Annotated in this window: 23 protein-coding genes and 1 pseudogene; 16 read left to right on the top strand and 8 right to left on the bottom strand. The window is 20.1% G+C overall.

Annotation, left to right across the window (positions count from 1 at the left end; translation table 11 throughout):
* Nucleotides 1-240: 240 nt before the first annotated feature.
* Nucleotides 241-957, bottom strand: a complete 717-nt coding sequence (locus RS022_RS00205) for a hypothetical protein (protein WP_268849915.1) — start codon at nt 955-957, stop codon at nt 241-243.
* A gap of 1205 nt (nt 958-2162) precedes the next feature.
* On the opposite strand from RS022_RS00205, the gene ychF reads away from it, so the two are divergent.
* Genes ychF through holA form a run of 5 tightly spaced genes read left to right on the top strand, consistent with a single transcriptional unit; the run spans nt 2163 to nt 8868 of the window.
* Entirely contained in the window at nt 2163-3266 is a 1104-nt protein-coding gene (ychF, locus tag RS022_RS00200) for a redox-regulated ATPase YchF (RefSeq protein ID WP_268849914.1), read from the top strand.
* Between the two features lie 54 nt (nt 3267-3320).
* Complete coding sequence (gene ileS, locus RS022_RS00195; protein WP_268849913.1) at nt 3321-6077, top strand: isoleucine--tRNA ligase; 2757 nt, start codon at nt 3321-3323, stop codon at nt 6075-6077.
* Between the two features lie 35 nt (nt 6078-6112).
* Nucleotides 6113-6895, top strand: coding sequence for a YitT family protein (locus RS022_RS00190; protein WP_268849912.1), 783 nt, complete (start codon nt 6113-6115; stop codon nt 6893-6895).
* Between the two features lie 35 nt (nt 6896-6930).
* Nucleotides 6931-7839, top strand: coding sequence for a tyrosine recombinase (locus RS022_RS00185; protein ID WP_268849911.1), 909 nt, complete (start codon nt 6931-6933; stop codon nt 7837-7839).
* A gap of 42 nt (nt 7840-7881) precedes the next feature.
* Complete coding sequence (holA, locus tag RS022_RS00180; protein WP_268849910.1) at nt 7882-8868, top strand: DNA polymerase III subunit delta; 987 nt, start codon at nt 7882-7884, stop codon at nt 8866-8868.
* Here the strand turns inward: holA and RS022_RS00175 are convergent.
* The 7 genes from RS022_RS00175 to rpsF form a co-directional block, all read right to left on the bottom strand.
* Nucleotides 8858-9409, bottom strand: a complete 552-nt coding sequence (locus RS022_RS00175; RefSeq protein ID WP_268849909.1) for an L-threonylcarbamoyladenylate synthase — start codon at nt 9407-9409, stop codon at nt 8858-8860. The two genes, holA and RS022_RS00175, sit on opposite strands and share 11 nt — an antisense overlap.
* Complete coding sequence (locus RS022_RS00170; protein WP_268849908.1) at nt 9396-10472, bottom strand: PCRF domain-containing protein; 1077 nt, start codon at nt 10470-10472, stop codon at nt 9396-9398. The genes RS022_RS00175 and RS022_RS00170 overlap by 14 nt, the downstream gene beginning before the upstream one ends.
* A 48-nt stretch (nt 10473-10520) precedes the next feature.
* Nucleotides 10521-11867, bottom strand: a complete 1347-nt coding sequence (gene dnaB, locus RS022_RS00165; protein WP_268849907.1) for a replicative DNA helicase — start codon at nt 11865-11867, stop codon at nt 10521-10523.
* A gap of 24 nt (nt 11868-11891) precedes the next feature.
* On the bottom strand, nt 11892-14405 hold the full coding sequence (rplI, locus tag RS022_RS00160; protein ID WP_268849906.1) for a 50S ribosomal protein L9: 2514 nt from the start codon (nt 14403-14405) through the stop codon (nt 11892-11894).
* Between the two features lie 203 nt (nt 14406-14608).
* Nucleotides 14609-14848: a 30S ribosomal protein S18 gene (gene rpsR / locus RS022_RS00155; protein ID WP_268849905.1), complete on the bottom strand. Its 240-nt coding sequence runs from the start codon at nt 14846-14848 to the stop codon at nt 14609-14611.
* 62 nt (nt 14849-14910) lie between these two features.
* Complete coding sequence (locus RS022_RS00150; protein WP_268849904.1) at nt 14911-15327, bottom strand: single-stranded DNA-binding protein; 417 nt, start codon at nt 15325-15327, stop codon at nt 14911-14913.
* Complete coding sequence (gene rpsF, locus RS022_RS00145; protein ID WP_268849903.1) at nt 15327-15617, bottom strand: 30S ribosomal protein S6; 291 nt, start codon at nt 15615-15617, stop codon at nt 15327-15329. The genes RS022_RS00150 and rpsF overlap by 1 nt, the downstream gene beginning before the upstream one ends.
* A 711-nt stretch (nt 15618-16328) precedes the next feature.
* On the opposite strand from rpsF, the gene RS022_RS00140 reads away from it, so the two are divergent.
* From RS022_RS00140 to RS022_RS00090, 11 genes and pseudogenes are all read left to right on the top strand, one after another.
* Nucleotides 16329-17192, top strand: coding sequence for a YitT family protein (locus tag RS022_RS00140; RefSeq protein WP_268849902.1), 864 nt, complete (start codon nt 16329-16331; stop codon nt 17190-17192).
* A 39-nt stretch (nt 17193-17231) separates the two neighbouring features.
* Nucleotides 17232-17954 carry a TrmH family RNA methyltransferase gene (locus tag RS022_RS00135; RefSeq protein WP_268849901.1) on the top strand — a complete coding sequence of 241 codons (723 nt, stop codon included), beginning with the start codon at nt 17232-17234 and terminating at the stop codon, nt 17952-17954.
* Nucleotides 17955-18856: 902 nt separating this feature from the next.
* Complete coding sequence (locus tag RS022_RS00130; RefSeq protein ID WP_268849900.1) at nt 18857-20035, top strand: NAD(P)-dependent malic enzyme; 1179 nt, start codon at nt 18857-18859, stop codon at nt 20033-20035.
* 1269 nt (nt 20036-21304) lie between these two features.
* A complete protein-coding gene (locus RS022_RS00125) occupies nt 21305-21493 on the top strand; it encodes a hypothetical protein (protein ID WP_268849899.1) in 189 nt (62 codons plus the stop codon).
* Between the two features lie 476 nt (nt 21494-21969).
* A complete protein-coding gene (locus RS022_RS00120; protein ID WP_268849898.1) occupies nt 21970-22575 on the top strand; it encodes a sigma-70 family RNA polymerase sigma factor in 606 nt (201 codons plus the stop codon).
* A 384-nt stretch (nt 22576-22959) separates the two neighbouring features.
* Nucleotides 22960-23289 (top strand): single-stranded DNA-binding protein, encoded by a 330-nt coding sequence (locus tag RS022_RS00115; RefSeq protein WP_268849897.1) that lies wholly within the window; start codon nt 22960-22962, stop codon nt 23287-23289.
* A gap of 34 nt (nt 23290-23323) precedes the next feature.
* Entirely contained in the window at nt 23324-23614 is a 291-nt protein-coding gene (locus tag RS022_RS00110; RefSeq protein WP_268849896.1) for an HU family DNA-binding protein, read from the top strand.
* A gap of 15 nt (nt 23615-23629) precedes the next feature.
* Nucleotides 23630-23764 carry a hypothetical protein gene (locus tag RS022_RS00105; RefSeq protein ID WP_268849702.1) on the top strand — a complete coding sequence of 45 codons (135 nt, stop codon included), beginning with the start codon at nt 23630-23632 and terminating at the stop codon, nt 23762-23764.
* 30 nt (nt 23765-23794) lie between these two features.
* A complete protein-coding gene (locus RS022_RS00100) occupies nt 23795-24064 on the top strand; it encodes a hypothetical protein (RefSeq protein ID WP_268849701.1) in 270 nt (89 codons plus the stop codon).
* Nucleotides 24065-24066: 2 nt separating this feature from the next.
* Nucleotides 24067-24666 (top strand): hypothetical protein, encoded by a 600-nt coding sequence (locus RS022_RS00095; protein ID WP_268849895.1) that lies wholly within the window; start codon nt 24067-24069, stop codon nt 24664-24666.
* Nucleotides 24667-24766: 100 nt separating this feature from the next.
* Nucleotides 24767-25944: pseudogene (locus RS022_RS00090) on the top strand (AAA family ATPase).
* Nucleotides 25945-25946 lie beyond the last annotated feature (2 nt).

The following is a 25946-nucleotide window of genomic DNA, read 5'->3' as shown; positions in this document are numbered from 1 at the left end:
TTCGAAATTCATTATATTATAATTTTTATATTGTAATAATATAAATTTTTTTAAATAAATGTTTATAATTTATTATTGTAGAAAATAATTATAAACTAGTTTATAAAGAATTTATTTTTCAAATCATAAAATAAAAAAAGGATTTAATTCTTCTTTTTTTTATAATATTTTTTAAAAAAAATAAAAAAGACCTTAAAAAGTCTTTTTTTTATTTAAAAATTTTTATCTAGAATTTTTTTGTTATTTCCAAACAAAAAAACCAACAGATCCAATTATAATAAGTATTATTATCGTACATAACCATTTATTTTTTAAAAAAGAAGTATTTTCTTTATTTGATTCTGTAACGATTTCAGAAGTTTTATTTATATTATCATTTATATTTTCTTTTTTTTCAACAGTAAAAGTAACTTCTACTTCTCCTGTATAATCATTATTATTAGATTTAACTATAGCTTTATTTTCTTTTGGATCATTATCTATTCTTAAAAAATTTGATTCTTTCAAACTATTGTTCAATTTTTTTACTTGATCTATAACTTCATCTTTAGTAGGTTGTTGACCTTTTGTTGTTATTGTTCCTAATTCTCTATATGTTAAAATATCGGATAATGGTTTTTTGTATTTTTCAACAGTAAAAGTAACTTCTACTTCTCCTGTATAATCATTATTATTAGATTTAACTATAGCTTTATTTTCTTTTGGATCATTATCTATTCTTAAAAAATTTGATTCTTTCAAACTATTGTTCAATTTTTTTACTTGATCTATAATTTCATCTTTAGTAGGTTGTTGACCTTTTGTTGTTATTGTTCCTAATTCTCTATATGTTAAAATATCGGATAATGGTTTTTCTTTATCTGCAAAAATTAATGAGTTATTAGAAATTAATAAAATAATTGGAATAAATAAAAAGAATAAACGTTTTAAATTTATTTTATTTTCAATTTTTTGCATTTGTGTTATATTTAAACCTTTCATTAAAATGTATTTTGAAATAATATATTAAATAAAATTTTTATTATTTTAAATATTTTAAATAAAAAATTTTTTTATAATCAAACGAAAAATAAAAAAATAATATAATTTATGTCTATGTTATTAATTATAATTATTTTTTATAAATAATAATTTAAATTATATTTTTTTAATTATTATTATTTTTATATAATAAATTAAAAATTGTATTTATAAATTATTTTATCTTTTTTCGCAAAAGAAATTCCTCTTTATTATCTTTTTTTAACAACCGATTAATTATTTTTAATACAAAATATTTGTTTTTTTAAAATTTTTTCCGAATTAATTATTCTTCGATAATAATATCTTGATTAAACATTTTGAATTCAATATTTTATATTAATATTTTTTTATTTATTTCTTCGTTACTATATGATTAATTAAAAGTGTTTTTTATTATAAAAATAATAAATTTTTTTAGTAAATAATTGATTTATAACAAATCATTCATGTTCATATTTATAAATTTAATTATGAAAATTAAAATTTATTATAATTACAAATCTATTATATTTTTTAAATTAATAATTTTATTTATTTTTTAAAATAAAATGAAGTTTTTATCTAATAAAGTTTATTTTATTTAAATAATATATTAAAAAACAAAATAATGATGAAGAACCAAAACTCAAAAAACCTAATAAAAAATATTTATTTTTAATTACCATATTCATTTTTAGCCTTTTTTATATTTATTTTTAATATATTTAAAATATAAATTAATAATAAATTAAACTAAAAATAAAATAAAAAAATAATTTAAATAATTTTTAAGATAAGAAATAATACTTAAAAATATTTATCTAAATTATTATAATAATAAATTAAACATATTATAATATCAAATTAAATAAATTTAACAAATTTTAAAAAATTTAATTAATTTTAAATATTTTTAAAATTAAATTTAAAAAAATATTATAAATATAATAAATATAATTAAAAAAATATTTTTTAAAGTAAAATATGTATATATATTACATATTTTAAATAATATAAATTATTTTAGAAACTAGTTCGAAAAAATATTAAAATATAGTAAAAAATAAATTATTTATGTTTATTATTTTTTAAAAAAATAATAAACAAATTAACAAAATAAAAAATATATTTAGAAATTAAAAAGGTTAATAATTAAAATTATGAAAGTCGGAATAGTAGGTTTACCTAACGTAGGAAAATCAACTTTATTTAACGCTATAACAAATATGAAAGTTTTAGAAGCTAATTATCCTTTTGCTACTATTCAACCTAATGTCGGTGTTGTAGCTGTTCAAGATAAACGTCTTGATTTTTTAGCTAATTTTTCACAATCTCAAAAAATTATAACAACTCAAATCCAATTTATAGATATTGCAGGTTTAGTTAAAAACGCCTCTAAAGGAGAAGGTTTAGGAAATCAGTTTTTAAAACATATTAGAGATGTGGATGCTATTTGTCATGTAGTTAAATGTTTTGAAGATCCAAATATTATTCATGTTAATGATAAAGTAGATCCTATTGAAGATAGTTTTATTATTGAAACAGAATTAATTCTTTCTGATTTAGAACAAATCGCAAAACGTTTATCCAAAATTAATAAACAAAAAAAATCTTCTTTAAATAAAGAAATTTTAGAGGAAGAAGAAATATTAAATAAATTAAAATCATATTTAGAAAAAGATATTAATATTTCTCAAATTAGTTGGAATAAAGAAGAATTAAAAATAATGAAAAATTTTAATTTATTATCTTTAAAACCTATGATTTATATTGGTAATTTTCAAGAAAAAGATTTATCAGATTTAAAAAATAATATTTTTTTTAAAAAAATGTACATGCATAGTAAAACAAAAGGAAGAGAATTTATTCCTGTTTGTATTTTATTAGAAAAAGAATTATCTCTTTTAAATAAAGAGGAACAAAAAAATTTTTTATCTATGTATAATTTAAAAAATAGTGCTTTACAAGAAATTATTCAAAAAAGTTATAAACTATTAGGTTTAAACACTTATTTTACTTCAGGAAAAAAAGAAACAAAAGCATGGCCTTTTTTAAAAGGCATGACTGCTCCAGAATGTGGCGGTATAATTCATAGTGATTTTCAAAGAGGGTTTATTAAAGCGGAAATTTGTAATTATGTAGATTTAGTTAACGCTCCTAATTTTATCAAAGTTAAAGAAAAAGGTAAATTAAGATTAGAAGGAAAAAATTATTTAGTTCAAGATGGAGATATTATTACTTTTTATTTTAATGTTTCTAAATAAAAAATAATAAGATATCTATAAATTTTTATACAATTTTAATTAAAAGAGAGTATTATGATAAATAAAGATTATAAAAAAACTTTGTTAATGCCTTTGACAAATTTTCCTATGAAAGGTAATTTAAGTAAAAAAGAAATTGATATACAAAATAAATGGAAAAATATTAAATTATATGACAAGGTTTTAGAAAAAAATAAAAATAATATTTCTTTTTTTCTTCATGATGGTCCTCCTTATGCTAATGGAAATATTCATATCGGACACGCTTTAAATAAAATTTTAAAAGATTTTATTATACGTTTTAAAACAATGCAAGGTTTTTATGCTCCTTATGTTCCAGGATGGGATTGTCACGGTCTTCCTATTGAAACAGTTATATTAAAAAAATATTCTAAAGATAAATTATCTTCTAAAAAAAATTTTTTAAATAAATGTCAAGAAATAGCTATAGATTTTGTACAAAAACAGAAAAAAAATTTCCAAAGATTAGGTATTTTAGGTCAATGGGAAAAACCTTATTTAACTTTAAATAATTCTTTTATAGCTGACCAAATAAATATTTTTGGTAAAATGATTGCTAAAAAATTAATTTTTAAAAAATTAAAACCTATTTATTGGTCACCTTTTTTACAATCTGTTTTAGCTGAATCAGAAATAGAATATAAAAATCATAAAACACTTTCTATTTTTGTTCTTTTTCCTCTTATAAAATTAAATATAAAAGAAGATATTTTTCAAGATGCTAAATTATTAGTTTGGACAACAACTCCTTGGACTTTACCAGCTAATGTAGCTATTTGTGCACATCCTAATAAAGATTATCACTTAACAAAAATTAATAATGATAAATATATTATAGGAGCTTCAGTTTTAAATAATTTAAAAGAAAAATTTAATTGGCAACAAATAGAAATAATAAAAACTTTTAAAGGTAGTTTTTTAAATAATTTTATATATGAAAATAAACTTTTCAATAAACAAAATAAAATTGTTTTAGATACTTTTGTTTCTGATACAGAAGGCACAGGTTTAGTTCATATAGCTCCGGGACATGGTCATGATGACTTTTTATTAAGCGAAAAATATAAATTAGATATTTTATTAAGTATTGATAAAAAAGGATTAATGACTGAAATTTCAGGAAAATATAAAGGTCTTTTTTACGAAAAAGCTAATAATATTATTGTTTCAGATTTAAAAAAAAATAATCTTTTAATTAATTCAACAATATTAAATCATTCTTACCCTCATGATGAAAGAAATAAAAAACCAGTTGTTTTTTTAGCTATTCCTCAGTGGTTTTTAAATATTGAAAAAATTAAAGAACAATTATTATCTGAAATTCAAAAAATTAAATGGATTCCTAAATGGGGTAAAATTAAAATACATAACATGATTAAAGATAGAAATGATTGGGTAATAAGTCGTCAAAGAAATTGGGGTGTTCCGATTCCTATTTTTTATACAGAAGATGAACAACCTATTTTAGATGAATTTTTAATTAAACATGTTTCTGATTTAATAAGAAAAAATGGTAAAGAAATTTGGTTTGAATGGGAAGCTTCAAAATTATTACCTCCTAATTATAAAAACAAAAAAAGCCCTAATAATATTTTCAGTAAAGAAACAGACATTATGGATGTTTGGTTTGATTCAGGAACTTCTTATAGTACTTTTCAAAAAACAAATAATAATTTCATAACTTCTGATGTTTATTTAGAAGGTGCAGATCAATATCGCGGTTGGTTTAATTCTTCTTTAATTACTTCTGTAGCTGCTTTTCAAAAAGCACCTTATAAAACAATTATTACGCATGGTTTTGTTTTAGACGGAAAAGGGAAAAAAATGAGTAAATCATTAAATAATGTCGTTGATCCTTTACAAATTATAAAACAAAAAGGAGCGGATATTTTAAGATTATGGGTAGCTAATATTAGTTATAATGTAGATGTTAAATTAGATGATGCTATCTTAAAACAAATAGAAGAAAAATATAAAAAAATCAGAAACACTTTTCGTTTTATGTTAGGTAATTTAAATAAATTCGATCCTTCTAAAAAATGTTATATTTCTTTCGAAAAAAGACCTTTATTTCATAAATTATTTATTTTAGAATTTAAAGATATTTTTCTTAAGATAATAGAATATTACGAAAATTATAATTTTGATCAAATTTTAAGTTTATTATATCCATTTATTTCAAATAAAATGAGTGCTTTTTATCTAGATTTTAGTAAAGATATTTTATATATTGAAAAAGAAAATAATTGGGAAAGAAATGTAATTCAATCTACTATATACGATATTTTAATGTCTTTTTTAAAAATTTTAACTCCTATTATTCCACATACTACTTCGGAAATATATCAAAATTTATCTTTTGCTCAAAAAGAAGATATTTATTTAGAATCAATTCCTCAAAAAAAAGAATTAGAAGAATGGATATCTCTTTATTCCCAAAAGATAAACATAGAACAAAAAAAAACTAATTATAAATTATTTTTTATTTTTAGAGAACAAATTTTAAAACAATTAGAAGAATCAAGAATAAATAAAATCATTAATAAATCTTTACAAGCTAAATTAATTTTAAAATTACCATTAAAATATATTGAAATGCTGAATGTTTTAGAAATTAAAGATAAACTGCATCAATTATTAATCGTATCAAAATTAGAAATAATAAAATCCGAAATTTTTGAGATTAAAATAATACCAGCCTTAGGAAATACTTGTCCTAGATGTTGGAATGTTATAGAAAATAAAGATTTAGAACAATTGTGTAATCGTTGTTTAAATTTTTTTAAATAATAAAATAATTAGAATATGGAAAATATAAAATTAATATGTTGGAAAAAGGCCAAAATATTACAAAAATGAATATAAATCATGATGATAAATTTTTAACAAAATATAATATCATAATAATTCTTATTTCGTTATTTTTAATGTTTTTATATACTTTTATTGATGTTATTTTGATGAGCGGTGATTATGATATTAAGTTGTATACTACAGGTATTCATGGTATTGGAGATGCTATTGCCAAAATTTTAAAAAGTATTTTTCAAATTCAAAACGAATCTTTTAATGGTTGGTTTGCAGCTTGTTTTTTTGCCGTTGTAAATTTATTTTTATTTATTTTTATTTCTTTCCCTAAATTAGATTTGAAATTTAGTTTAAATTCTTTGATTAATATTATTGGTTTTTTTGTTTTTTTATTTATATTAACTTATTTAATAAATAATCCTAAAGGAATGTTAAAATCTTGGAGTTATTGTTTTGGTTGGATATCAAAAAATTGTGGAATTTGGAAATCTTTATTAAGAGTTATGATTGTATCTATTTTTTCGTCATTTACCATTGGTATGTGTATCAATATTGGTAGTTCCACGGGAGGAATAGATATTATTGCTAAATATTTAGTTATTTATAAAAATAAAACTATATCCACATCAATTAATGTATTAAATTTTTTTATAGCTATCTTTTCTATTATTTTTTTATCTATTTGGGATAGAAACATACATTTAGTTTCTTTATTATTAACTTTTATTAAATTAGCTGTGAACTCACTTGTTATATATATTACATTGAATAAAATAAATTTAAAATTTATTAGAAAATAATAAAATTTTCGATATTAAAGAAAGTTTATATAATAATGAAAAATTTTTTATTAGAATTTAAATTATATATCAAACATGAATTATTATTATCTTCGAACACTATTGAAGCTTATGCAAATGATATAAATCAATATTTAAATTTTATGATAATAAATTTAAATATTAAAGATCCTAATCAAATAACTCAAAAAGATATTTCTCTTTTTTTAGAAAATATTGTTAATTTTTATAATATCAGTAGCAAAAGTTTAGCTCGAAAAATTATTGTTATTAAAAAATTTCATTATTTTTTGTTTTTAGAAAAAAAAATAAAATATAATGTGGCTCTTATTTTAAAAATTCCTAAAATAGAAAAAAAATTACCTTTAGTTTTATCTTTAAAAGAAGTTTTTTTGTTTTTAAAATGTATTCCTGATAAAAATAGCTTGATTTCTTTAAGAAATCAAGCTATTTTTGAATTAATGTATGGTTCAGGTTTAAGGATATCAGAAATTTTAAATTTAACTTTGTCTAATTTATATTTAGAAAAATCTTATATTATTATTATAGGAAAAGGAAACAAAGAAAGAATAGTCCCTGTTACAAAATATTCTTCTAAAAAATTAAAAAAATATTTACAAAAAGGACGTTCTACTTTTTTAAAAAATAAAACAAGTTTATTTGTTTTTTTAAATAAAAAAGGAGAACGTTTATCAAGACAAGGATGTTATAAAATTTTTAAAAAAATAACTAAAAAAGCTAATTTAAGAAACGAATGTTCCCCTCATACATTAAGACATTCTTTTGCTACTCATTTATTAGAAAATGGAATAGATTTAAGAACTTTACAAAATATTTTAGGACATGAAGATATTTCAACTACTCAAATTTATACTCATATTAGTCAAAAATATTTAAAAAAAACATATTTTAAATACCATCCCAGAGCTATTAATAATTTTTAAATAAATATTCTATTAAAAAAATTTATTATTAAGAGGTTTATTATGAAAATTAATTCTTTAAATTTATTTATTTATGAACAAAAATTTTTTTTAGAGCAAACTAAAAATAATTTAAAGAGTTTATGTTATAAAAAAAATTATAATTTTTTATTTTATTCTATTCAAAAAGATAATTATACCGAAATGGCTAAAAATATTGCTAAAGAATTATATACTAGTTGTTTTTTTTATGATAAAAAAGTACTTTTTATCAAAAATATTTCTTTTTTATTTTCAAAAAAAAATATAAATTTAAATTTTTTATTAAATTTCTTCAAAGAACCAATAAAAAATATTATTCTTTATTTAGCTGAAGAAAAAGATAATAATTTTCTTCCAGATATACAAGAAAAAATAAATAATTATTTTATTATTAAAAAACAAAATAAATTATCATATCAAAATTTAATTAATCATACTAAAAAACTTTTTGAAGAAGATGGATTTGTTGTAAATTCTGAAATTATTTATTTTTTAATTAAAAACACTCAAAATAATTTATTATTATTAAAAGAAGAAATAAAAAAAATTAAATTATATTATTTATCATGTTCAAATAAAAATATTGAAAATATAGAAATAATTAAACAATTAGTTGGTTATAAAGACAACATTATATTTTTATTTATCAATTCAATTATAAATAATTCAAAAATGAAAGATAATTTTGATTTATTAGACCATTTGATAAATCAAAAATATAATTCTATGTTTATTATTTATCAAATTTTACAAAAATTACAAGAAATGATTTTAATTCAACATTTAATAAATGAAAAAAAAACAGAAGATGAAATATCAACTCTTTTACAATATTCTTTGCCAAAAATTTTTAATTTAATTAAAGAAATTAAATTATTACCTATGGATAAAATAAAAAATTTATTTTTAATTCTTTTTAGAATATATTACAAAGTTAAACAAGGATTTATGGATCCTGAAAGCGCTTTAAAATATCTTTTGATAAAAAAAAAAATATTTAATCTATAATTTTATTTATCATTGATAAAGAAATAGAACCTTCTCTTACCAAAAACCATTTAGGAGAAGTGGTATCTATAACAGTAGAACTTATATTTGATAATATTTTATTATTAGGATAAATATAATCAACTTTATTTTGATATTGTTTTTTAATCTCTAAATAATTATTTAAAGGTGATTCTCCACTTTTATTAACAGAAGTCACTTTTAAAGGTCCTTTTTTGTTTAAAATTTGTAAAGCTAGAGAATGATTTGGAATTCTAATTCCTATTCTTTTTTCTTTTGTTTTATCATAATATTTTTTTGTTGTCGGTATAATAATAGTTAATGGTCCAGGCCAAAAAGAAATAGCCAATTTTTCAACTTTGTTATCTATTATCGCTATTTCTTTTATTTGTTCTAAAGAAGAAAACAAGACACTTATTGGTTTATTTTTATCTCTTTTTTTAATAGTATAAATTTTTTTTAAACTTTCCTGATCATATATGGAACAACCTAATCCATAAACAGTATCTGTAGGAAAAATAATTATTTTAGATTTTAACATATTTATATTTTTTCTTTGATAATTTTTTTTCTAATTCGTTATTTAAAAGTTCAATAACTAAATCTATTTTTCCTTCCATAAAAAAATCTAATTTTTGTAAAGTTAAATTTATACGATGATCAGTAATTCTATTTTGAGCATAATTATAAGTTCTTATTTTAGCACTACGATCGCCCTTACCAATTAAATTTTTTCTAATATCGTTTTGTTGTTGTTGTTTTTGTAATATTAACTTATTATAAATTTTATTTTTTAATAGTTGAAAAGCTTTGTCTTTATTTTGATATTGACTTTTAAATATTTGACAGGCCACACTATCACCAGTAGGTAAATAAGTCAAACGAACAGCTGATTTAGTTGTATTTACTGATTGTCCTCCTGGACCACTTGAATTAAATGTATCTACTCTAATATCATTCCAATTTAAATCTATTTTTTTTTCTTCTTCATTAAGAGACACTAAAATTTTAATCGTAGATGTATGAATTCTTCCACGTTTTTCTGTTTCAGGAACTCTTTGAACTCTATGTATTCCTGATTCATTTTTAAAAAAAGAATAAACATTATCTCCGTAAATAATCATTTCAACAGAAGAAATTCCATTTTTAGCACTATTTACTAAATTAAGGACATTTATTCTCCATTTTTTACTTTCAGCATATTTAACATAAGCACGGAATAAATCAGCCACAAACAGATTTGATTCGTTTCCTCCGGCCGCTGCTTTAATTTCGATAATAGCGCTTTTGTTATTATCTTTTTTTTTAAATAATAATATTTTTTTTAATTGATTTAATTTTTCTGTTATTTCAATTTCTAAATTTTTTTGTTCTTCTTTAAATAAAACAATAAATTCATTTTCTTCTTTTTTTATATTATTTTCAGAAATTAATTTTGTAATTTCATTTTTTTCTTTTTCTAAAATAAGATATTCATCATAAATAGAAACAATTTTATTTAATTCATTTATTTCTTTTAAAATTTCTATATTATTTACAGTTTTCAACATTTTTTTTTGTAACAGTAAATATTTTTCTTTTATTATTTTAAGTTTTTCTAGCATTTTATTATACTCCTGTGTTAAACAAAAATGAATCAATATTTATGAATTTTATTCTATTTCAAAAAAAGAAAGACAATTTAAATTAAAATTAAATTTTTTAGTTCCTGTCGCTCCTTGTCTATTTTTAGCGATAATTAATTCTGTATAACCTAAATTTGATAATTCATTTTTTACATCTTTATTATAATAATTAGGACGATATAAAAACATAACGATATCAGCATCTTGTTCAATACTTCCAGAATCTCTTAAATCAGATAAAATAGGTCTTTTTTCTTCTCTTTTCTCAACTTCACGCGATAATTGTGATAAAGCCAAAACAGGAATTTTCAATTCACGAGCCATTTGTTTTAAACTTTTAGAAATATCAGCGATTTCTTCTTGACGATTATAAAAAGATTTAAAGTTATTTTTATTAACTTTTCCAATTAATTGTAAATAATCAATAATAACAAAATCTAATTTGTTTTGATTTTTTAATTTACGACATTGAGCTCTAATATCTAAAACATTAGCACTTGAAGAATCATCGAAATAAATATTTAAATTTTGTAATTTTTCAGAACTTGCTTTTAATAAACCAACTTCTTGTTCATTTAATATTCCTAATTGAATTTTTTTATGAAAAATTTGACTTTCAGAACTTAATATTCTTGTTCCTAATTGTTCATTAGACATTTCTAAACTAAAGATAGCAATCGAAGCTTTATTATTTTTCTTAGCTATATTAAGAGCTAAATTAGACATAAAAGTACTTTTTCCCATCGATGGTCTGGCAGCTAAAATAATAAGTTCTTCTGGTTTCAAACCTAAAGTAACATCGTCTAAATTACTATAACCAGTACTTAAACCAATAAGTTTATTTTCTCTTTTGTTATAAATAGTTCTATGTTCAATTTCTTTTAATAATGTTTTAATTTGGAGAAGATTATTAGTTTTTTTCTTTTTAGAAATTTGAAAAAATTTTTCTTCGGTAATATTTAAATAATTAGAAAAATCAATATCATGATTACTAATACCTTCATTATAAATGGCTGAAGCAGTAGTAATTATTTCTCTTTTTAAAGCAGCATCACGAACAAAATCGATATAACTATCTAAATGATAAATAGAAGGAATACTATCAGTTAATTGTAATAAATATTTTTGTCCCCCTGCCAAAGTTTGTTTTTGTTTTTTAAGAATACTAAAAACAGATAAATAATCAATATCTTTGTTTTCTTTAGATAAAGTTTTCATAGCTTCAAAAATATATTGATGTTCAATGTTGAAAAAATCTTCTGTGTCTAATCTATCCATTGTAGTTAAAATTTTTTTAGGATCTAAAAAAATAATTCCTAAAATAGATTGCTCTGCATCTAGATAAAAAGGTAATTTTATATTTTGATAATTCATATTTTTTATTTTAATAAAAAGTAATTATTTTTTTTCTATATCCTGAATATTTATGATAAAAGAAGCTACAATGTCTGGAGTTAAAAAAACATTAGCTTTATATTTGCCAAGTGAATTAATTTCACTTTCTAAAAAAATTTGTTTTTTGTTAATTAATATACTATATTTTTTATTAAATTCTTCTATAATTTGATTTAAAGTTATTTTACCATACATTTTTCCTTGAGGACCTATTTTAACTATTATATCAATTTTTTTATCATCAATATCTTTTTTTACTTGTTGCATTAATAATTTATATTTTTTATTTTGTTCTTCTTCCAAAATTTTTTCTTGTTTTATTTTTTTGATATTTTTATCATCAGCTAAAATTGCTTTTTGTTCTTTAATTAAAAAATTACCATAACCAGAATTTATCTGAATAATATCATTTTTTTTGCCTTTATTTTTAATATCTTCTAATAAAATAATTTTCATATTTTTTAAACTTTCTTTATATTCTAAAAATAATATATTTTTTAATTGAAGAATAATTTCATCTAGATTATCACTTTCAATTTGTGTAGCGGCACTATTAATATGCCCACCGCCTCCTATTTGTTCCATAATCATATGAACATTTATTTCACCATAAGAACGAGCACTTATTCCTATTTTATTGTCTTTTAATTTGGAAATTGTAAAAGCAGCATCAATTTTTTGAATATTTAAAACATTTTCAGATATTTTAGCTAAAAAAGAACGATCGTTACAAATTTTGTTATTTTTTACAATTGCAAATCTATCCATATAAATTTCCATTTTAGAAATTAATTCATTCATTTCTAAAATTTGATTTAATTCTTCTCTTAGCCAAAATTTAACTTTAGAACTATCGGCTCCTAAATAAATTAATTGCGCAGCCGCTTCTAAAGTTCTTGAATTAGTACGGGAAGTAAAATAATTAGTATCTATTACCATTCCACCATACATTAAACTAGCTTCAAAAGGAGTAATGTTAATATTATATTTGAAAAAATTAATAAGTTCTATCAAAATTTCTACAGTGGAAGAAGCTGTAGAATTAACATATGAAAATTTATTATTAATGATTTCTTCGGTTGCTCTATGATGATCAAAAATAATTACATTGGAAGTTAAATTTAATAATTCAGGACTGTTAACAATATCAAGATTTTGAGTATCTACAATAACCAAAAGAGAATTCTCATCTATCATTTTCATCGCTTGTTCTGTTGTTATAATTATATTGGTTAAACTTTTTTCTTCTTTATGTAAATCTTGATAAATAAATTTAAAATTAGAATCTGTTTTGGGTTCATCGATAATTAAATAATGTTCATAATTTTTATTAATAGCTAAAGCAATTTTATAAAAGATTATCATTGAACCTAAAGAATCTAAATCAGGATGTATATGTCCCATAATAAAACAACTTTTATGTTTTAAAATAAAATCTTCGATTATTTCAGAATTAATACGAGCTGATATTTTAGAATCAGTTCCTAAAGATGTAGTAGTCGCACCAAAATATTGAAGTTTTTGATTCTCTATATTGACAACTACTTGATCTCCGCCTCTTTTTTGAGCTAATTCTAAAGCATTCTGAGCATAATTAGAAAGATGATTATAAGGTAAATTATAACAAGCAACACCCATAGACAAAGTAATTTTTAATTTATATTTATTAGATATATTACGAATTGTTTTTAAAATAGAAAATTTATCAGCGATTATTTTTTCTAATTGATGATAATTTAATAAAATTAAAAATTTATCATCTGTTAATTGTTTTAAATAACTTTCGTAAATTTCAAAAAAATCTGATAAAGAACTTAAATATTCTACTTTAATTTGAGATTGTTCTGAAAGATCTAATTTTTTAAAAGAATTATCTAAATTATCAAAAGATAAAAAAATAAGAGTAGGAGTTTTTTGATTATAAAGTTTTTGAATTTTTTCTCTTTCGGTAACATTGAAAAGATAAAATACATTAAATTCTTTTTTATATATGCAATCAAAATCTTCTTCTCCTATATGTAAAACAATGTTATTATAAGAAGAATTTAATAAATCTGCCATAGAAGAATTAACATCTCTTAAAAAAGTATTTAAAACAGGATTTTTTAAAATATTACTAGCATAATTATTAATCCATTGAATTTTATAAAAAATATTATCTATTAAAATAATCCCGATAGGTAATTCATTAAAAACTTCTTCTCCTACTTGATTAACATAATAAGATAAATTAGCCCATAAATTTAAACGATTTTTTAATCTTTTAATTTCAATTAAATGATGAACATTGAAATAAATACAAATAACAACAAAAAGAATTATTATTTTACCTACAACGCTTATAAATAAAAGTACAAAAGTTGATTTTATTTCTTTAAAAGTATCATTTGGTTTTTCTAAAATTGATTTAATATTTTCACTATCATATATTATAGTGCATATAAAAAAAAGAATTAAAAAAATTATTAATATATTTTTTTTATATTTAAAAAATATTTCTCGAATTTTTTTATACATAATTGTTATAAAAACTCGTTTCTTATATTGATTTTTAGATTTTATAATTTCATTTTTAAAAAAAACGAATAAAATATTATTTTGAAAAATTTTAGTTTTTTTATATTTGTTATTAAATAAAAAAGAAAACAAGCTATTGATATTAAAAAAATATAAAAGCTTGTTTTTTTATAGCTATATTTAAACTATTTTGATAATTTTAGTTAAATATTTTTTTCATTTTGTTTTTTGATAGCCATATGACGAGCTATTTTTATAGCTTTAGCTAAACGTTTTTGCCATTTAACTGAAGTTCCTGTAATTATACTTGGTAAAATTTTCCCCCTATTAGTCATAAATTTACTTAATAATTCAATATCTTTAAAATCGATTTTAGTAAATTTATTTTCAGTAAAAAAACAAACTTTACGACGTTTTTTAAAATATTTTTTGATTCTTTGCATTTCCTTATTTATATCCTTTATTTATACATATTTTTTTAATAAATATTTTTTATAATTTAAATTTAAAAAGGTAAATCCTCATCATCATCAAATAAACTAGTGTCTTGGTTTTCATTATTTTTTTGATTATAATTATCTTCTTTTTGAAAATTAGAATTATTTTTTTTAGGTTCTAAAAATTGAATTGAATCACACTTGACTTCTGTAAAATATTGTTTTTGATTATTATTTTCAGAAATATTAATTCTTATACTACCTTCAATACCTAACATAGAACCTTTGGTAATATATTTAACTAAATTTTCTGCTTGTTTATTCCAAACTGTACAACTAATAAAATCAGTTTCTCTTTCGCCTGATTTATTATTAAAATTTCTATTTACTGCTAAAACAAATCTAACTAAAGGAACATCGCCATTAATGAAACGTAATTCAGGATCTTTAGTAATTCTTCCCACTAAAATCACTTTATTTATCATTATTTGTTTTCTACTTTTAATATAATATAACGAATAATTTCTTCTGTGTTGATATTCATAAATCGGTTAAATTCTTTAACTATATCATTATTAGCTTGTACTAATAAACTATTATAAAAACCTTGATTAAATTTTTTAATAGAATAATCTAATTCTTTTAATTCTGCTTTTTGATATTCCAAAATTTGACCTTCCTTTTCAAAAATACTATTAATATTTTTATTAACAGTATCAATTTGTTTTTCATTCAAAACAGGACTCAAAATATACATTATTTCATATTTTCTCATTTTTTTAAAATACTCCTTATGGCCTTTTGTTCTTATTTATATTAAATAAGAAAAGGAAATTGTTTATTATATTCAATAATTTCAAATTAAAATAAAATTTAATTTTATTAATAATAAAAATTTAGACTTTATATTTACTAATTTTCATAATTGATTAATTTATCAAGATTATTTGATTTTAATTTAACAAATAATAAAATAAAAATAAAATTTTATTAATAATAATAAACTATTATATATATTTTATATTTTAACAAAATTTAAATAAATTATATTAAATAATATAAAAAATTATTTAATATAATTTTAAAATTAGATTTTATCAGTGTTATTATTAATGTTTAAATGAACTTTTTTGATATAATATTAATTGTGTAAATACTTAAATTGAATTTAGTTTTTTTAATTGTATATCAATTGAATTTTATCATAAAATTAAAATTTTTTTTAAATAATTAATTTTTTTAAATATTTCTTAAAAAGATAAGTTGTTTAAAAAGAATTTTATTATTAAAAACTTTTTTACAAAAAATTTTTAATAAATTTGAAACGAACAATTTTAATATTGTAAAAATTTTATTATCATATATAAAAAATTAATATAAAATGTTTTTTTACTATTTTATAAATATGTAATTCGGAATCTATTATTAAATAATTTTTTTTCATCTTATAAAATTGATAAATAAAAGAAAGTTGAGGAATAATAATATGGAAAAAAATAAGAATAAACATAATAAAAAAACTCAATTTGTATTTTTTTTATTTATAATTTTATCATTTATTATGTTGATTTTAGGTTTTTTGACATCCGATTTATTAAAATTAAATAATGTTTGGTTTTTACAACAAATGGAAAATTTTATTGGAATGTTATTATTAATATCAGTAATTTATTTTTTTGTTTTACCTGAAAAATTTATTATAGGCGGATTAGAAAGTAATCTAATTTTTTTAGATCAAATATTTTTTTTTGATAAAAAAAATCAAAAACAAAAATATTTTTTTAGCCAAAATAATAAGATTATTATTATAAGAAGTTTAATTTTATTATTCGCTGTTTTTAATGCATTTAAAGAAACACCAAATTCTACAAAGATTTTAATTTCATCTATAATATTTAGCGTTTTATTTTCTTTTATACTAAAACTATTTAATCATTATAATATTAAGCAAAATCTTATTCTTAGAAAATTTCCTGAATTTATTCAAAAAAATATATATTTAAGATTATTTGTATCTTCTATAATAACTAGTTTAACTTTGGGTATAACTTGTGGTATTATTTTCAAAAATCATTATAGTACAGCTGGAACTGAAGTTATTTTTATGTATGTTAGTCATCTTTATAGATGGCCCTTATCAACAATATTATTTATTATAGATGGTTCATCTATTTTATTATCTTTTATAATGAATTTATCAAGATCGATAAAGAAAAATAATAAAAAAAATATTAATAATAAAAAAAATTTTAGTAATACAAGAAATGTTGTTATTAAATATTTTTTCTCTATCTTAATTTTTTTAATAACTATATCTATTATCCGTTTTAGAACAATCAAAAAAATTTAAATTTAAAAAAATTATTTTTTAAAATTAAGAGAGAAAATAATGATTTCATCTAAAGAAAATATTAAATTTAAAAAATTAAAAAAACTTTCTTTGAAAAAATATCGTGATTTTTTCAAGGAATTTTTAGTTTTTGGCGAACATTTGGTTAAAGAAGCTTTAGTTAAAAAAGCTGTTATAGAAGTTTACACGATCAATCCAAATCGAGAAGGAATTTTAATTTCAAAACAATTAATGAAAGAATTAAATAATAATAAAATTCTTTATTCTGTTTGTGCTCTTTGTAAAATAAATAATGAACCTTTAAAAAGTAATCAAATATTAGTTATGGATGATATTCAAGATCCAGGAAACGCAGGAACTTTATTGAGAAGCGCTTGCGCGTTCGGTTTTAAACATATTTTTAGTAGTGAAAAAACAGTAGATTTTTATAATGAAAAAACTATAAGATCTAGCCAAGGTGCAATATTTCATTTATTTTTAGAAAGAGGAAATATATTAAAATTTTTGGAATTAGCCAAAAATAATAATTATACTATTTTTAATGCTTCTGTAAATAAAAAAAATGTAAATTTAAATGATAAATCTTTTTTTAAACAAAAAAATAAAAAAATTTTAATATTAGGTAATGAAGGAGCAGGAATTTCTTTTTCGATTCAAGAAAAATCTGAATATTTTATTCATATTGATATTAATGACATAGAAAGTATTAATGTTGGAGTTGCAGGAAGTATTTTAATGTATCTTTTAAGGAATGAAATATAAGATATTATAATTATTCATTTAATATATCTTTGAAATTAATTAAGTGTAGATATTTTAAAATCAAACAAAAAAATAATAATTTATTAGATTTTTTATAACTACTAAAATATTAAAAATAAATTATTTTTTTATTTAAATGATTATAAAAAAGATTATTATAATAAAAAATATTTTTTATTAACTTGGAGATTGACTAATTTTTTTAAAGTAATTAAAGATATCAATAAGCTTAAACGCTTAAAATAAAAAATATTAATCCAAAAGTTATGTAAATCAAAATATTATTATTTATGTTTTAATATTTTAATAATTATTATTATGAGTAAAAAAAGATATAAAAAATATAATTAATTATCGAAAGTAAAAGTAAAAATATTCAATATTAAATAAATGGGTAACATTAAACAAAAAGAAATTTCTTCTTCAAATATAAATTTTATTCCTTCATTTAATGAATTAGAACAATTAGCTTTTAATTAAAAAATTTATTTTTAATTCATTATTTTTATTGAATAATCAATGTAAATAAATTTTTATGATAAAATTCAAAAATTAAAATTTTTATTTTCTATAAACTAAATTTTTAAATTTTATTAATTAGTTTGTTTGTTTTTAAAAAAACAAAACAGGGAAAAATTAAACATTTTTGAAATTATAATTAGTTATGATTATATAATGTTATATAGAAGATATTTATTTATAAATATTTTAAATTATTACTTTTTTTATTTTATTTAAAATTATTTTTTTTAATAAAATAAATATAATTAATTTGAAATAAAATATTTATTTTCGAAAATTTAGAAATTTATTTAGATACTTAAAATTATCAATTATTTATATTAAAATATATTTTTTAATAAAAAATAAAATATTAAAATTAGTTGGATGGTTTAAAATAAATGTCTTTAAATATAAAAGAAGAAGCATTAAAAATTCATGAAAAAAATAAAGGTAAATTAGAAATAAAAAGTAAAATACAAATTAATAATCTAGAAGAACTTTCTTTAATTTATACTCCAGGAGTAGCAGAACCTTGTTTGGAAATTGCTAAAAATCCAAAAAATGCTTATAAATACACAACTAAAGGAAATAATGTTGCTGTTATTACTAACGGAACAGCTGTTCTTGGTTTAGGAAATATAGGAGCATTAGCTTCAATTCCAGTAATGGAAGGAAAAGCTAGTTTATTTAAAACATTTGCAAATATAGATTCTTTTCCTATTTGTATTGATTCTGAAGATCCAGAAGAAATTATTAATATTATCTCTAAAATATCTCCAATATTCGGAGGAATTAATTTAGAAGATATTAAATCCCCAGAATGCTTTTACATTGAAAAAAAATTAAAAGAAAAATTAGATATTCCTGTTTTCCATGATGATCAACATGGGACAGCTATTGTTGTTTGTGCAGGAATTTTAAATGCTTTAAAAATAGTTAAAAAAAATATTAAAAACGTAAAAATAGTTATTACAGGCGCAGGTTCAGCAGGAATAGCTGTTGCTAAAATGCTTCTTTTATTAGAATTTAAAAATATAATTCTAATAGATAAAGAAGGGGCAATCAAAAAAGATTGTACTTGGTTAAATGAAGAACAAAAAAAAATGGCTTCAGTAACTAATTTAGAAAATGAAACTGGATCTTTAAAAGAAATTATCAAAAAAAAAGATATTTTTATTGGTTTATCAAAACCTAATATTTTAACTTCAGAAATGGTTTCGACTATGGCTCAAAATTCTATAGTATTTGCATTAGCTAATCCTATTCCTGAAATTATGTATGATGAAGCTAAAAAAGGAAATGCTAAAATAGTTGCTACAGGGCGTTCAGATTTTCCAAATCAAATTAACAATCTTTTGGCTTTTCCTGGTATTTTTCGCGGTGCTTTAGATTCGCAAACAACTCAAATTACAGAAGAAATGAAAATAGCTGCTGTTTATGCTTTAACTTCGATTATTCCAGAAAAAGAATTAAATGAAAATAATATAATTCCTTCTATTTTTGAAAAAAAAGTTACCAAAATAATATCTGAAGCTGTCGCTAAAGTAGCTATCGAAACAAATATGACTAGAAAATAAATTAAATTTTTATTCTATTTAGAAAGTTATCAAAATATATAATTTTGATAATTTTTATTTTTTTTCAAATTAATAAAATAAAATATTTTTTTTAATTTTTTCTTTTTCAAAATTATTGAAAGTTTTATTTTCGTTAATTAAATTAAATATTTTTTTGATCATGAAAAGATAATTTAATATCCTTTTTATTCATAATTAATTTATCTAAATATAATATTTGTTCGTTATTATTTTTTTATATTTAAAAACCTTTTACTTTTTTTCGTTTTTTTATATATAAAATGTTTTTTATATATATAGCTTAAGATTTTTCGTAAAAACTTCCAAAACCTCAAACGTATAAGTAACATAATCAAATAAGATAGGCTGTGTGGGTATATTTTTAAAGTATATTCATGTTTTTTAAATAACTTTTTAATGATGAAATAAATATTTTATTTATTTTTTATTTATTTTTTATTTATTTTTTATTTATTTTTTATTTATTTTTTATTTATTTTTTATTTATTTTTTATTTATTTTTTATTTATTTTTTATTTATTTTTTATTTATTTTTTATTTATTTTTTATTTATTTTTTATTTATTTTTTATTTATTTTTTATTTATTTTTTATTTATTTTTTATTTATTTTTTATTTATTTTTTATTTATTTTTTATTTATTTTTTATTTATTTTTTATTTATTTTTTATTTATTTTTTATTTATTTTTTATTTATTTTTTATTTATTTTTTATTTATTCTTTTTTATTATTATTTTTTTGATTTTTAAAATCCAACTTCTTTTAATTGAAAAAGATAAAATCGGTTTTTTCTAAATATTCTTTAGTAAATCAAGATTCTTTTAATTCTTTTGCAGTATATTTTTGATATTTTAAATCCCAAAAACAGTATATACATTTTTTAATTCTTTTAATTCTTCTGAAGTATATCCGAAAATATTTTAATTCTCTTAAAGTAAATTTTTCGCCTACCAATTATCTTAAAGTAAATTCAACTTCTTTGAATTCTTTTAAAGTATATCCTTCTTTATGTAATTCTTCTAAATCAAATCCGTCATCTGCTAATGACTCTTGCTTTATATCCTTTATTTTTTAATTTTTTTGTAGTCCATCCATATCTTTTAAATTCTCCTGCATTACGTCCTGTCCCACTCCATCAAAATGAAACCAGTTAAAAAGTTAATTTAAGTCAAACTATTTTTTTTAATAAACAGTTTGACTTATTTTTTTTGTTTCAAAATAGTCAAACTAAAAAAGAAGATTTAAAAAATGAAAAAAATTTTTAATTTAAAAGAAATAATTAATTTTTTGATTCAAAATAATTATTTTAAAATTCGTTTATTCAATCAAAAAACTAATTATAACTTGGATAATCAAACTTTATATCTTAATTATACTGACCTTTATGAAACTATCATGATGTTAAAAACAATAAAAAATCGACCTTTTAAAATTTAAATTAATTTTCTAATGGATAAGAAATATACTTTTAATCTTTCAAATAAAATTTTATATTTAAAATAAGAACCTGAAATAAATAAGATGGTTATTTTAAATGAAAAAATTATATCAACAAGCATTTGGTAATTCTGAGTCTCGAGATGTTTATTCTTATTTAATTGAAAGAACTCAAAAAAAACTTTTTGGAAATAATGATTTCTGATGAAAAAAACACAAAATAATCAAATATCATCTTTACTTATCAAAAAGAAATTAAAAATAAAATAAAAAATTCACCAGAATTAAAATGTTTGATGGTAGGGGGGGTGGGGTGGTGATGGTGGTGGTGGGTGTTCCCCGTTCCAAAAGTTTGGACACTTTTTACTTTTTAAAAAATTTTTAAGACTAACTCTTAAGTTAGTCTTTTTTTTTTTTTTCAAGACTAAAAAAATAATTTCCTCTCTTTTCTAAAAATGTTTTTAGAAAGAAATTAAATGTTAAGACAAAAATTATTTAAAAATTTTTTAAAAAAGAAAAAGAATTTAGAAATAAGAGATCAATTAATTGAATTTCATTTACCATTAGTCAAGAAGTTAGTGAAACAATTTAAATATTATCCTCGAGTTTTAACTAGAAAAGATTTATATCAAGAAGGGATTTTAGGATTAATCAAAGCCCTCAATAATTATGAAGATTTAGGTTATGACTTTATTGCTTACGCTACTCCAACTATCAAATCGGAAATCACAGAACTTATTAGAAAAAGTCATTCTCCTTCTCTTCCACAAAAAAATCATAAAGTTAATAATCTTTCTTTTAAAGAAGAGTTTTATGAACCATATCAAATAAATAATTTAAACCCACATCAATTATGGTTAAAACAAGTTAATCATGAAATTTTTTTAAAAAAAATGAAAGCTAGATTAAGTCCAAAAGAATTTCAAATTATCCATTTAAGTTTTGGGATTCCTTTAGGAAATATTAACGAAGATTATCAAAGATGTTATACCAACACCGAAATTACTGAAAAACTCAATTTATCTTTAAAACAAGTAGAAAATATTAAAGAAAAAGCCATTAAAAAATTAAAAAAACGTTAAAATCTATCGCTCGTCCGTAATGACGTTAAACTATAAGTCTTTGACGTTAGACCAAGAGGATGGGCGAAAATTTAAAGTCCCATATAATGTACATAAGGTAACAGTTACACCAGTAAAAGATAACTGAGTTAACGGAAAAATTCCGCTTTCCATGGATCAATCAATTATTAAAAAAATAAAATTTTAATTTAAACAGAAACAAGATTACTTTCAAAGTAATCTTTTTTTGTATCAAAACCAAGCATAAAATTTTTGAAACAACAAGTAATAAACGATATTCCAACATAAAAATCAATCAGATAATCATTAAATACATTCATTTTCAAAAGTTTTATTGATGAAGAAATTAAAAAAAATATATCACAAAGAAGGAAAAATAAAATTATGTTAAAAAAAGTTCAATTAATCGGCCATCTAAATCATGATTTAGAAAAACAATACATTAACAGTCATAACGAACAAATCCCTAAAATTGATTTTCAATTAGCGGTCAACCTCAAAGATAAAACTAAATTTATCCCTTGTGTTGTTTTTCGTAAACAAGCCGAAAACATGAATAAATATTTACATAAAGGTTCTAAAATTTATCTTGAAGGAACTTTATCCATCCAAAAATACACAAATAATGAAGGTCAAAGCAAAATCAACACTAAAGTTATTCTTCAAAACGTGATCTTTTTAGATAATAAAACTCAAGAAAATTTACCTTTTTAAAAAAATAAATCCATAAATAAAGGAGAAAATAACCATGAATAAAAAAGAATTAATTAAAAAAATCGCTTTAGCCAACAAAACTTCCGTTACTAAAATGGAAAAATTTTATCACATCTTCAAAAATACTTTAATTAAAGCTATTACTTCTAACGAAGAAGTAGTTTTATTCCCTAAAATTGGTAAATTTAAATTAAAAACTCGAAAAGCCTACATCGGTAGAAACCCTAAAACAAGGAAAAAACTAAAAATCCCTGCGAAAACAGTAATCACTTTTAAATTATCTCAAACCATTAAAAACCAAGTGAAAGCTTTAATTTTAAAATAAAAAAAGAGAGATTTTATGAAAAACCAATCAGCTGAAATCATTTTAGTAATAGTTTCAACAACTATTCTCATTATTGTTTTGTTGGTTACCTTTTTCACCTTCCAAGAAAAACTCAAAAATGATAAAAATAAAAAATCAACAAAAAAATAAATAATTTCAAAAACTTAAAGGAGAAATAATATGTCAAAAATAATTATCAAAAAAACTAAAAACAAATCAAAAAACCAAGAAAAAACTAATAACAATTTAACAACACCAACAACGAAAGAAACAAAAATGTTAGCAACCCAAAAATTACCTTTGTTACAAAAAATCACTTATACTATTATCATTTTAAATTCACTTTTATCTTTATTAAATCTTTACTACGAAAATAAAATTCCTTGGTTTACTACAGGAATTAATAACTTAATTAATTTAATTAAATCAATTATCCTAGGAGGAAAATAATTATGAAAATTCAAAATAAAAATAAAATTTTCACCACTTTAGTGGTTTTTATCAGTTTATTTTTTACCATCGCTTCACTTTATGCCTTAAAAAATTACTTCGCCCAAAAAAGAAAAGAGAAAATTCAATTGATAAATAATTATCCTTCTTTTACTATTGAACGAACAGGCGGAAATAACGAAGACAAAATCCTTTTACCTATTCCCATTCCGAACTTAAATCAACAAAAATATCAACATTTAATTACAGTTGAACATGAAGCCACTTTGAATTCAAACGGGTTGGAACTTACCGTTCCTTTATATTTAAAAATATCTACTCGCTATGATACTCAAACAACTTTTAATCATCCTGAACAATATTTTAATTTATCGTTAAAAATTAACGATCATGAATATGAAGCTAATAAATGTCCTTTAATGACTTTAGAAAATGGGATTGGAAATATGAAAATTCAAATCAGCATCGAACAAAAAGAAATTATAAAAGAAAAAGATCCTCAATTAAAATTAATTTGTGATTACGAATTAATTGATTCCCAAGGGAAAACTTTCAGTGGTGGCAGTCAAACCATTGAAAACAAAATCGCTCAATTAGCGTAATTTATCAATAAAGACTAAGTTTTTACTTGGTCTTTTTTTTATTGAGAAAGGAAGAAAAATGAAAAAGAAAATCAACCAAAAGCCATTATCAAAATATTTAATGTTAACTATTATCATTTTATTTATTTCTTTTGTCTAGGAAATTATGTATGGATCCATCATCAAACTTTAATAGAAACTGAAAAACAAATCACCAATCATCATAAAAGACTAGAAAATCAAAATATTAACTTACAAGAAACCAAAAAACAAATTCATCAAAAACAAAATGAATTAGAAAAAAAAATAACCTTAAAACAAAATGAATTACAAACCGAATTTCATAACCAATTACAATCTAATTTAGAATCATTAATAACACAAAATCAAAAACCGCATCTCGACGAAAGATTAATTAAACTATCTAATCCTCAAAAATTCTTATCTTTTAATCAATTAATCGGTTTTAAAGAGGAGTTAAAAGCAGCGGAAGGATTTATGGATTATTTAAAAAATAAAACTAACTATCAAGGAATTGGTGAGATAGAACCACCATTAGGCATTTTAATGCATGGTTGTCCAGGAACAGGTAAAACTACTTTAGCACGTGCTTTGGCAAAAGAAACTAAATTACCTTTCTTTGAAGTTTCTAGTTCTTTATTCTCCCAAAAATATAAAGGCGAAGCCCCACAAATGGTTAAAGATTTATTTGAAACAGCTAGAGAAGAAGCGGATAAAAAAAACGGCGCTATTATCTTTTTATATTAATTTTAAACTATTTTTACTGATTTAGGAACATTAGAAGCTGGTTCAGAAATCGCCAATGTGGTTAACCAATTCAAAACTGAAATGAAATCAGTTGACAATAATCTTGAAAAACCAATTTTTGTCATTGGCGCAACAAATCATATAGAACAAATTGACGAAGCAATCAAATCAAGATTTACTTACAACATCGAAGTGAAACCTGGCAATAAAGAAGAAAGAAAACAATTTTTAGAATTCATGATTAAAAAACGTCAAAACCCTTATAGCCAAGAAACCCAACAATACTTATTGGAAATTATCAACGAAGCTTTAGAATATTTACCACAAAATCATCAATTCTTAAAAGCTAATCGTACTTTAGAAAACCTTTTAAAAACAACTGTCAACGTTTTCGCACACAATCGCGGAACTGACGAAAATAAAAGAAACGAAATCAACAAAGAAGATTTAAAACAAGCTTACCAAATGATCATTTCTCAAAAAACAGAAATATTAGATCAAATCGAAAACCAAAAGAAAGGAGGTGAATAATA

It is taken from the genome of Candidatus Phytoplasma rubi (assembly GCF_026821955.1).
Taxonomy (GTDB): Bacteria; Bacillota_I; Bacilli_A; order Acholeplasmatales; family Acholeplasmataceae; genus Phytoplasma; species Phytoplasma vitis.
This window is presented reverse-complemented; position numbering and strand designations above follow the sequence as displayed.

Excerpts from the sequence above, each read along its gene's own strand:
- RS022_RS00205 (WP_268849915.1), bottom strand. The coding sequence starts at position 957 with ATGCAAAAAATTGAAAATAAAATAAATTTAAAACGTTTATTCTTTTTA.
- ychF (WP_268849914.1), top strand. The coding sequence starts at position 2,163 with ATGAAAGTCGGAATAGTAGGTTTACCTAACGTAGGAAAATCAACTTTA.
- ileS (WP_268849913.1), top strand. The coding sequence starts at position 3,321 with ATGATAAATAAAGATTATAAAAAAACTTTGTTAATGCCTTTGACAAAT.
- RS022_RS00190 (WP_268849912.1), top strand. The coding sequence starts at position 6,113 with ATGTTGGAAAAAGGCCAAAATATTACAAAAATGAATATAAATCATGAT.
- RS022_RS00185 (WP_268849911.1), top strand. The coding sequence starts at position 6,931 with ATGAAAAATTTTTTATTAGAATTTAAATTATATATCAAACATGAATTA.
- holA (WP_268849910.1), top strand. The coding sequence starts at position 7,882 with ATGAAAATTAATTCTTTAAATTTATTTATTTATGAACAAAAATTTTTT.
- RS022_RS00175 (WP_268849909.1), bottom strand. The coding sequence starts at position 9,409 with ATGTTAAAATCTAAAATAATTATTTTTCCTACAGATACTGTTTATGGA.
- RS022_RS00170 (WP_268849908.1), bottom strand. The coding sequence starts at position 10,472 with ATGCTAGAAAAACTTAAAATAATAAAAGAAAAATATTTACTGTTACAA.
- dnaB (WP_268849907.1), bottom strand. The coding sequence starts at position 11,867 with ATGAATTATCAAAATATAAAATTACCTTTTTATCTAGATGCAGAGCAA.
- rplI (WP_268849906.1), bottom strand. The coding sequence starts at position 14,405 with ATGTATAAAAAAATTCGAGAAATATTTTTTAAATATAAAAAAAATATA.
- rpsR (WP_268849905.1), bottom strand. The coding sequence starts at position 14,848 with ATGCAAAGAATCAAAAAATATTTTAAAAAACGTCGTAAAGTTTGTTTT.
- RS022_RS00150 (WP_268849904.1), bottom strand. The coding sequence starts at position 15,327 with ATGATAAATAAAGTGATTTTAGTGGGAAGAATTACTAAAGATCCTGAA.
- rpsF (WP_268849903.1), bottom strand. The coding sequence starts at position 15,617 with ATGAGAAAATATGAAATAATGTATATTTTGAGTCCTGTTTTGAATGAA.
- RS022_RS00140 (WP_268849902.1), top strand. The coding sequence starts at position 16,329 with ATGGAAAAAAATAAGAATAAACATAATAAAAAAACTCAATTTGTATTT.
- RS022_RS00135 (WP_268849901.1), top strand. The coding sequence starts at position 17,232 with ATGATTTCATCTAAAGAAAATATTAAATTTAAAAAATTAAAAAAACTT.
- RS022_RS00130 (WP_268849900.1), top strand. The coding sequence starts at position 18,857 with ATGTCTTTAAATATAAAAGAAGAAGCATTAAAAATTCATGAAAAAAAT.
- RS022_RS00125 (WP_268849899.1), top strand. The coding sequence starts at position 21,305 with ATGAAAAAAATTTTTAATTTAAAAGAAATAATTAATTTTTTGATTCAA.
- RS022_RS00120 (WP_268849898.1), top strand. The coding sequence starts at position 21,970 with ATGTTAAGACAAAAATTATTTAAAAATTTTTTAAAAAAGAAAAAGAAT.
- RS022_RS00115 (WP_268849897.1), top strand. The coding sequence starts at position 22,960 with ATGTTAAAAAAAGTTCAATTAATCGGCCATCTAAATCATGATTTAGAA.
- RS022_RS00110 (WP_268849896.1), top strand. The coding sequence starts at position 23,324 with ATGAATAAAAAAGAATTAATTAAAAAAATCGCTTTAGCCAACAAAACT.
- RS022_RS00105 (WP_268849702.1), top strand. The coding sequence starts at position 23,630 with ATGAAAAACCAATCAGCTGAAATCATTTTAGTAATAGTTTCAACAACT.
- RS022_RS00100 (WP_268849701.1), top strand. The coding sequence starts at position 23,795 with ATGTCAAAAATAATTATCAAAAAAACTAAAAACAAATCAAAAAACCAA.
- RS022_RS00095 (WP_268849895.1), top strand. The coding sequence starts at position 24,067 with ATGAAAATTCAAAATAAAAATAAAATTTTCACCACTTTAGTGGTTTTT.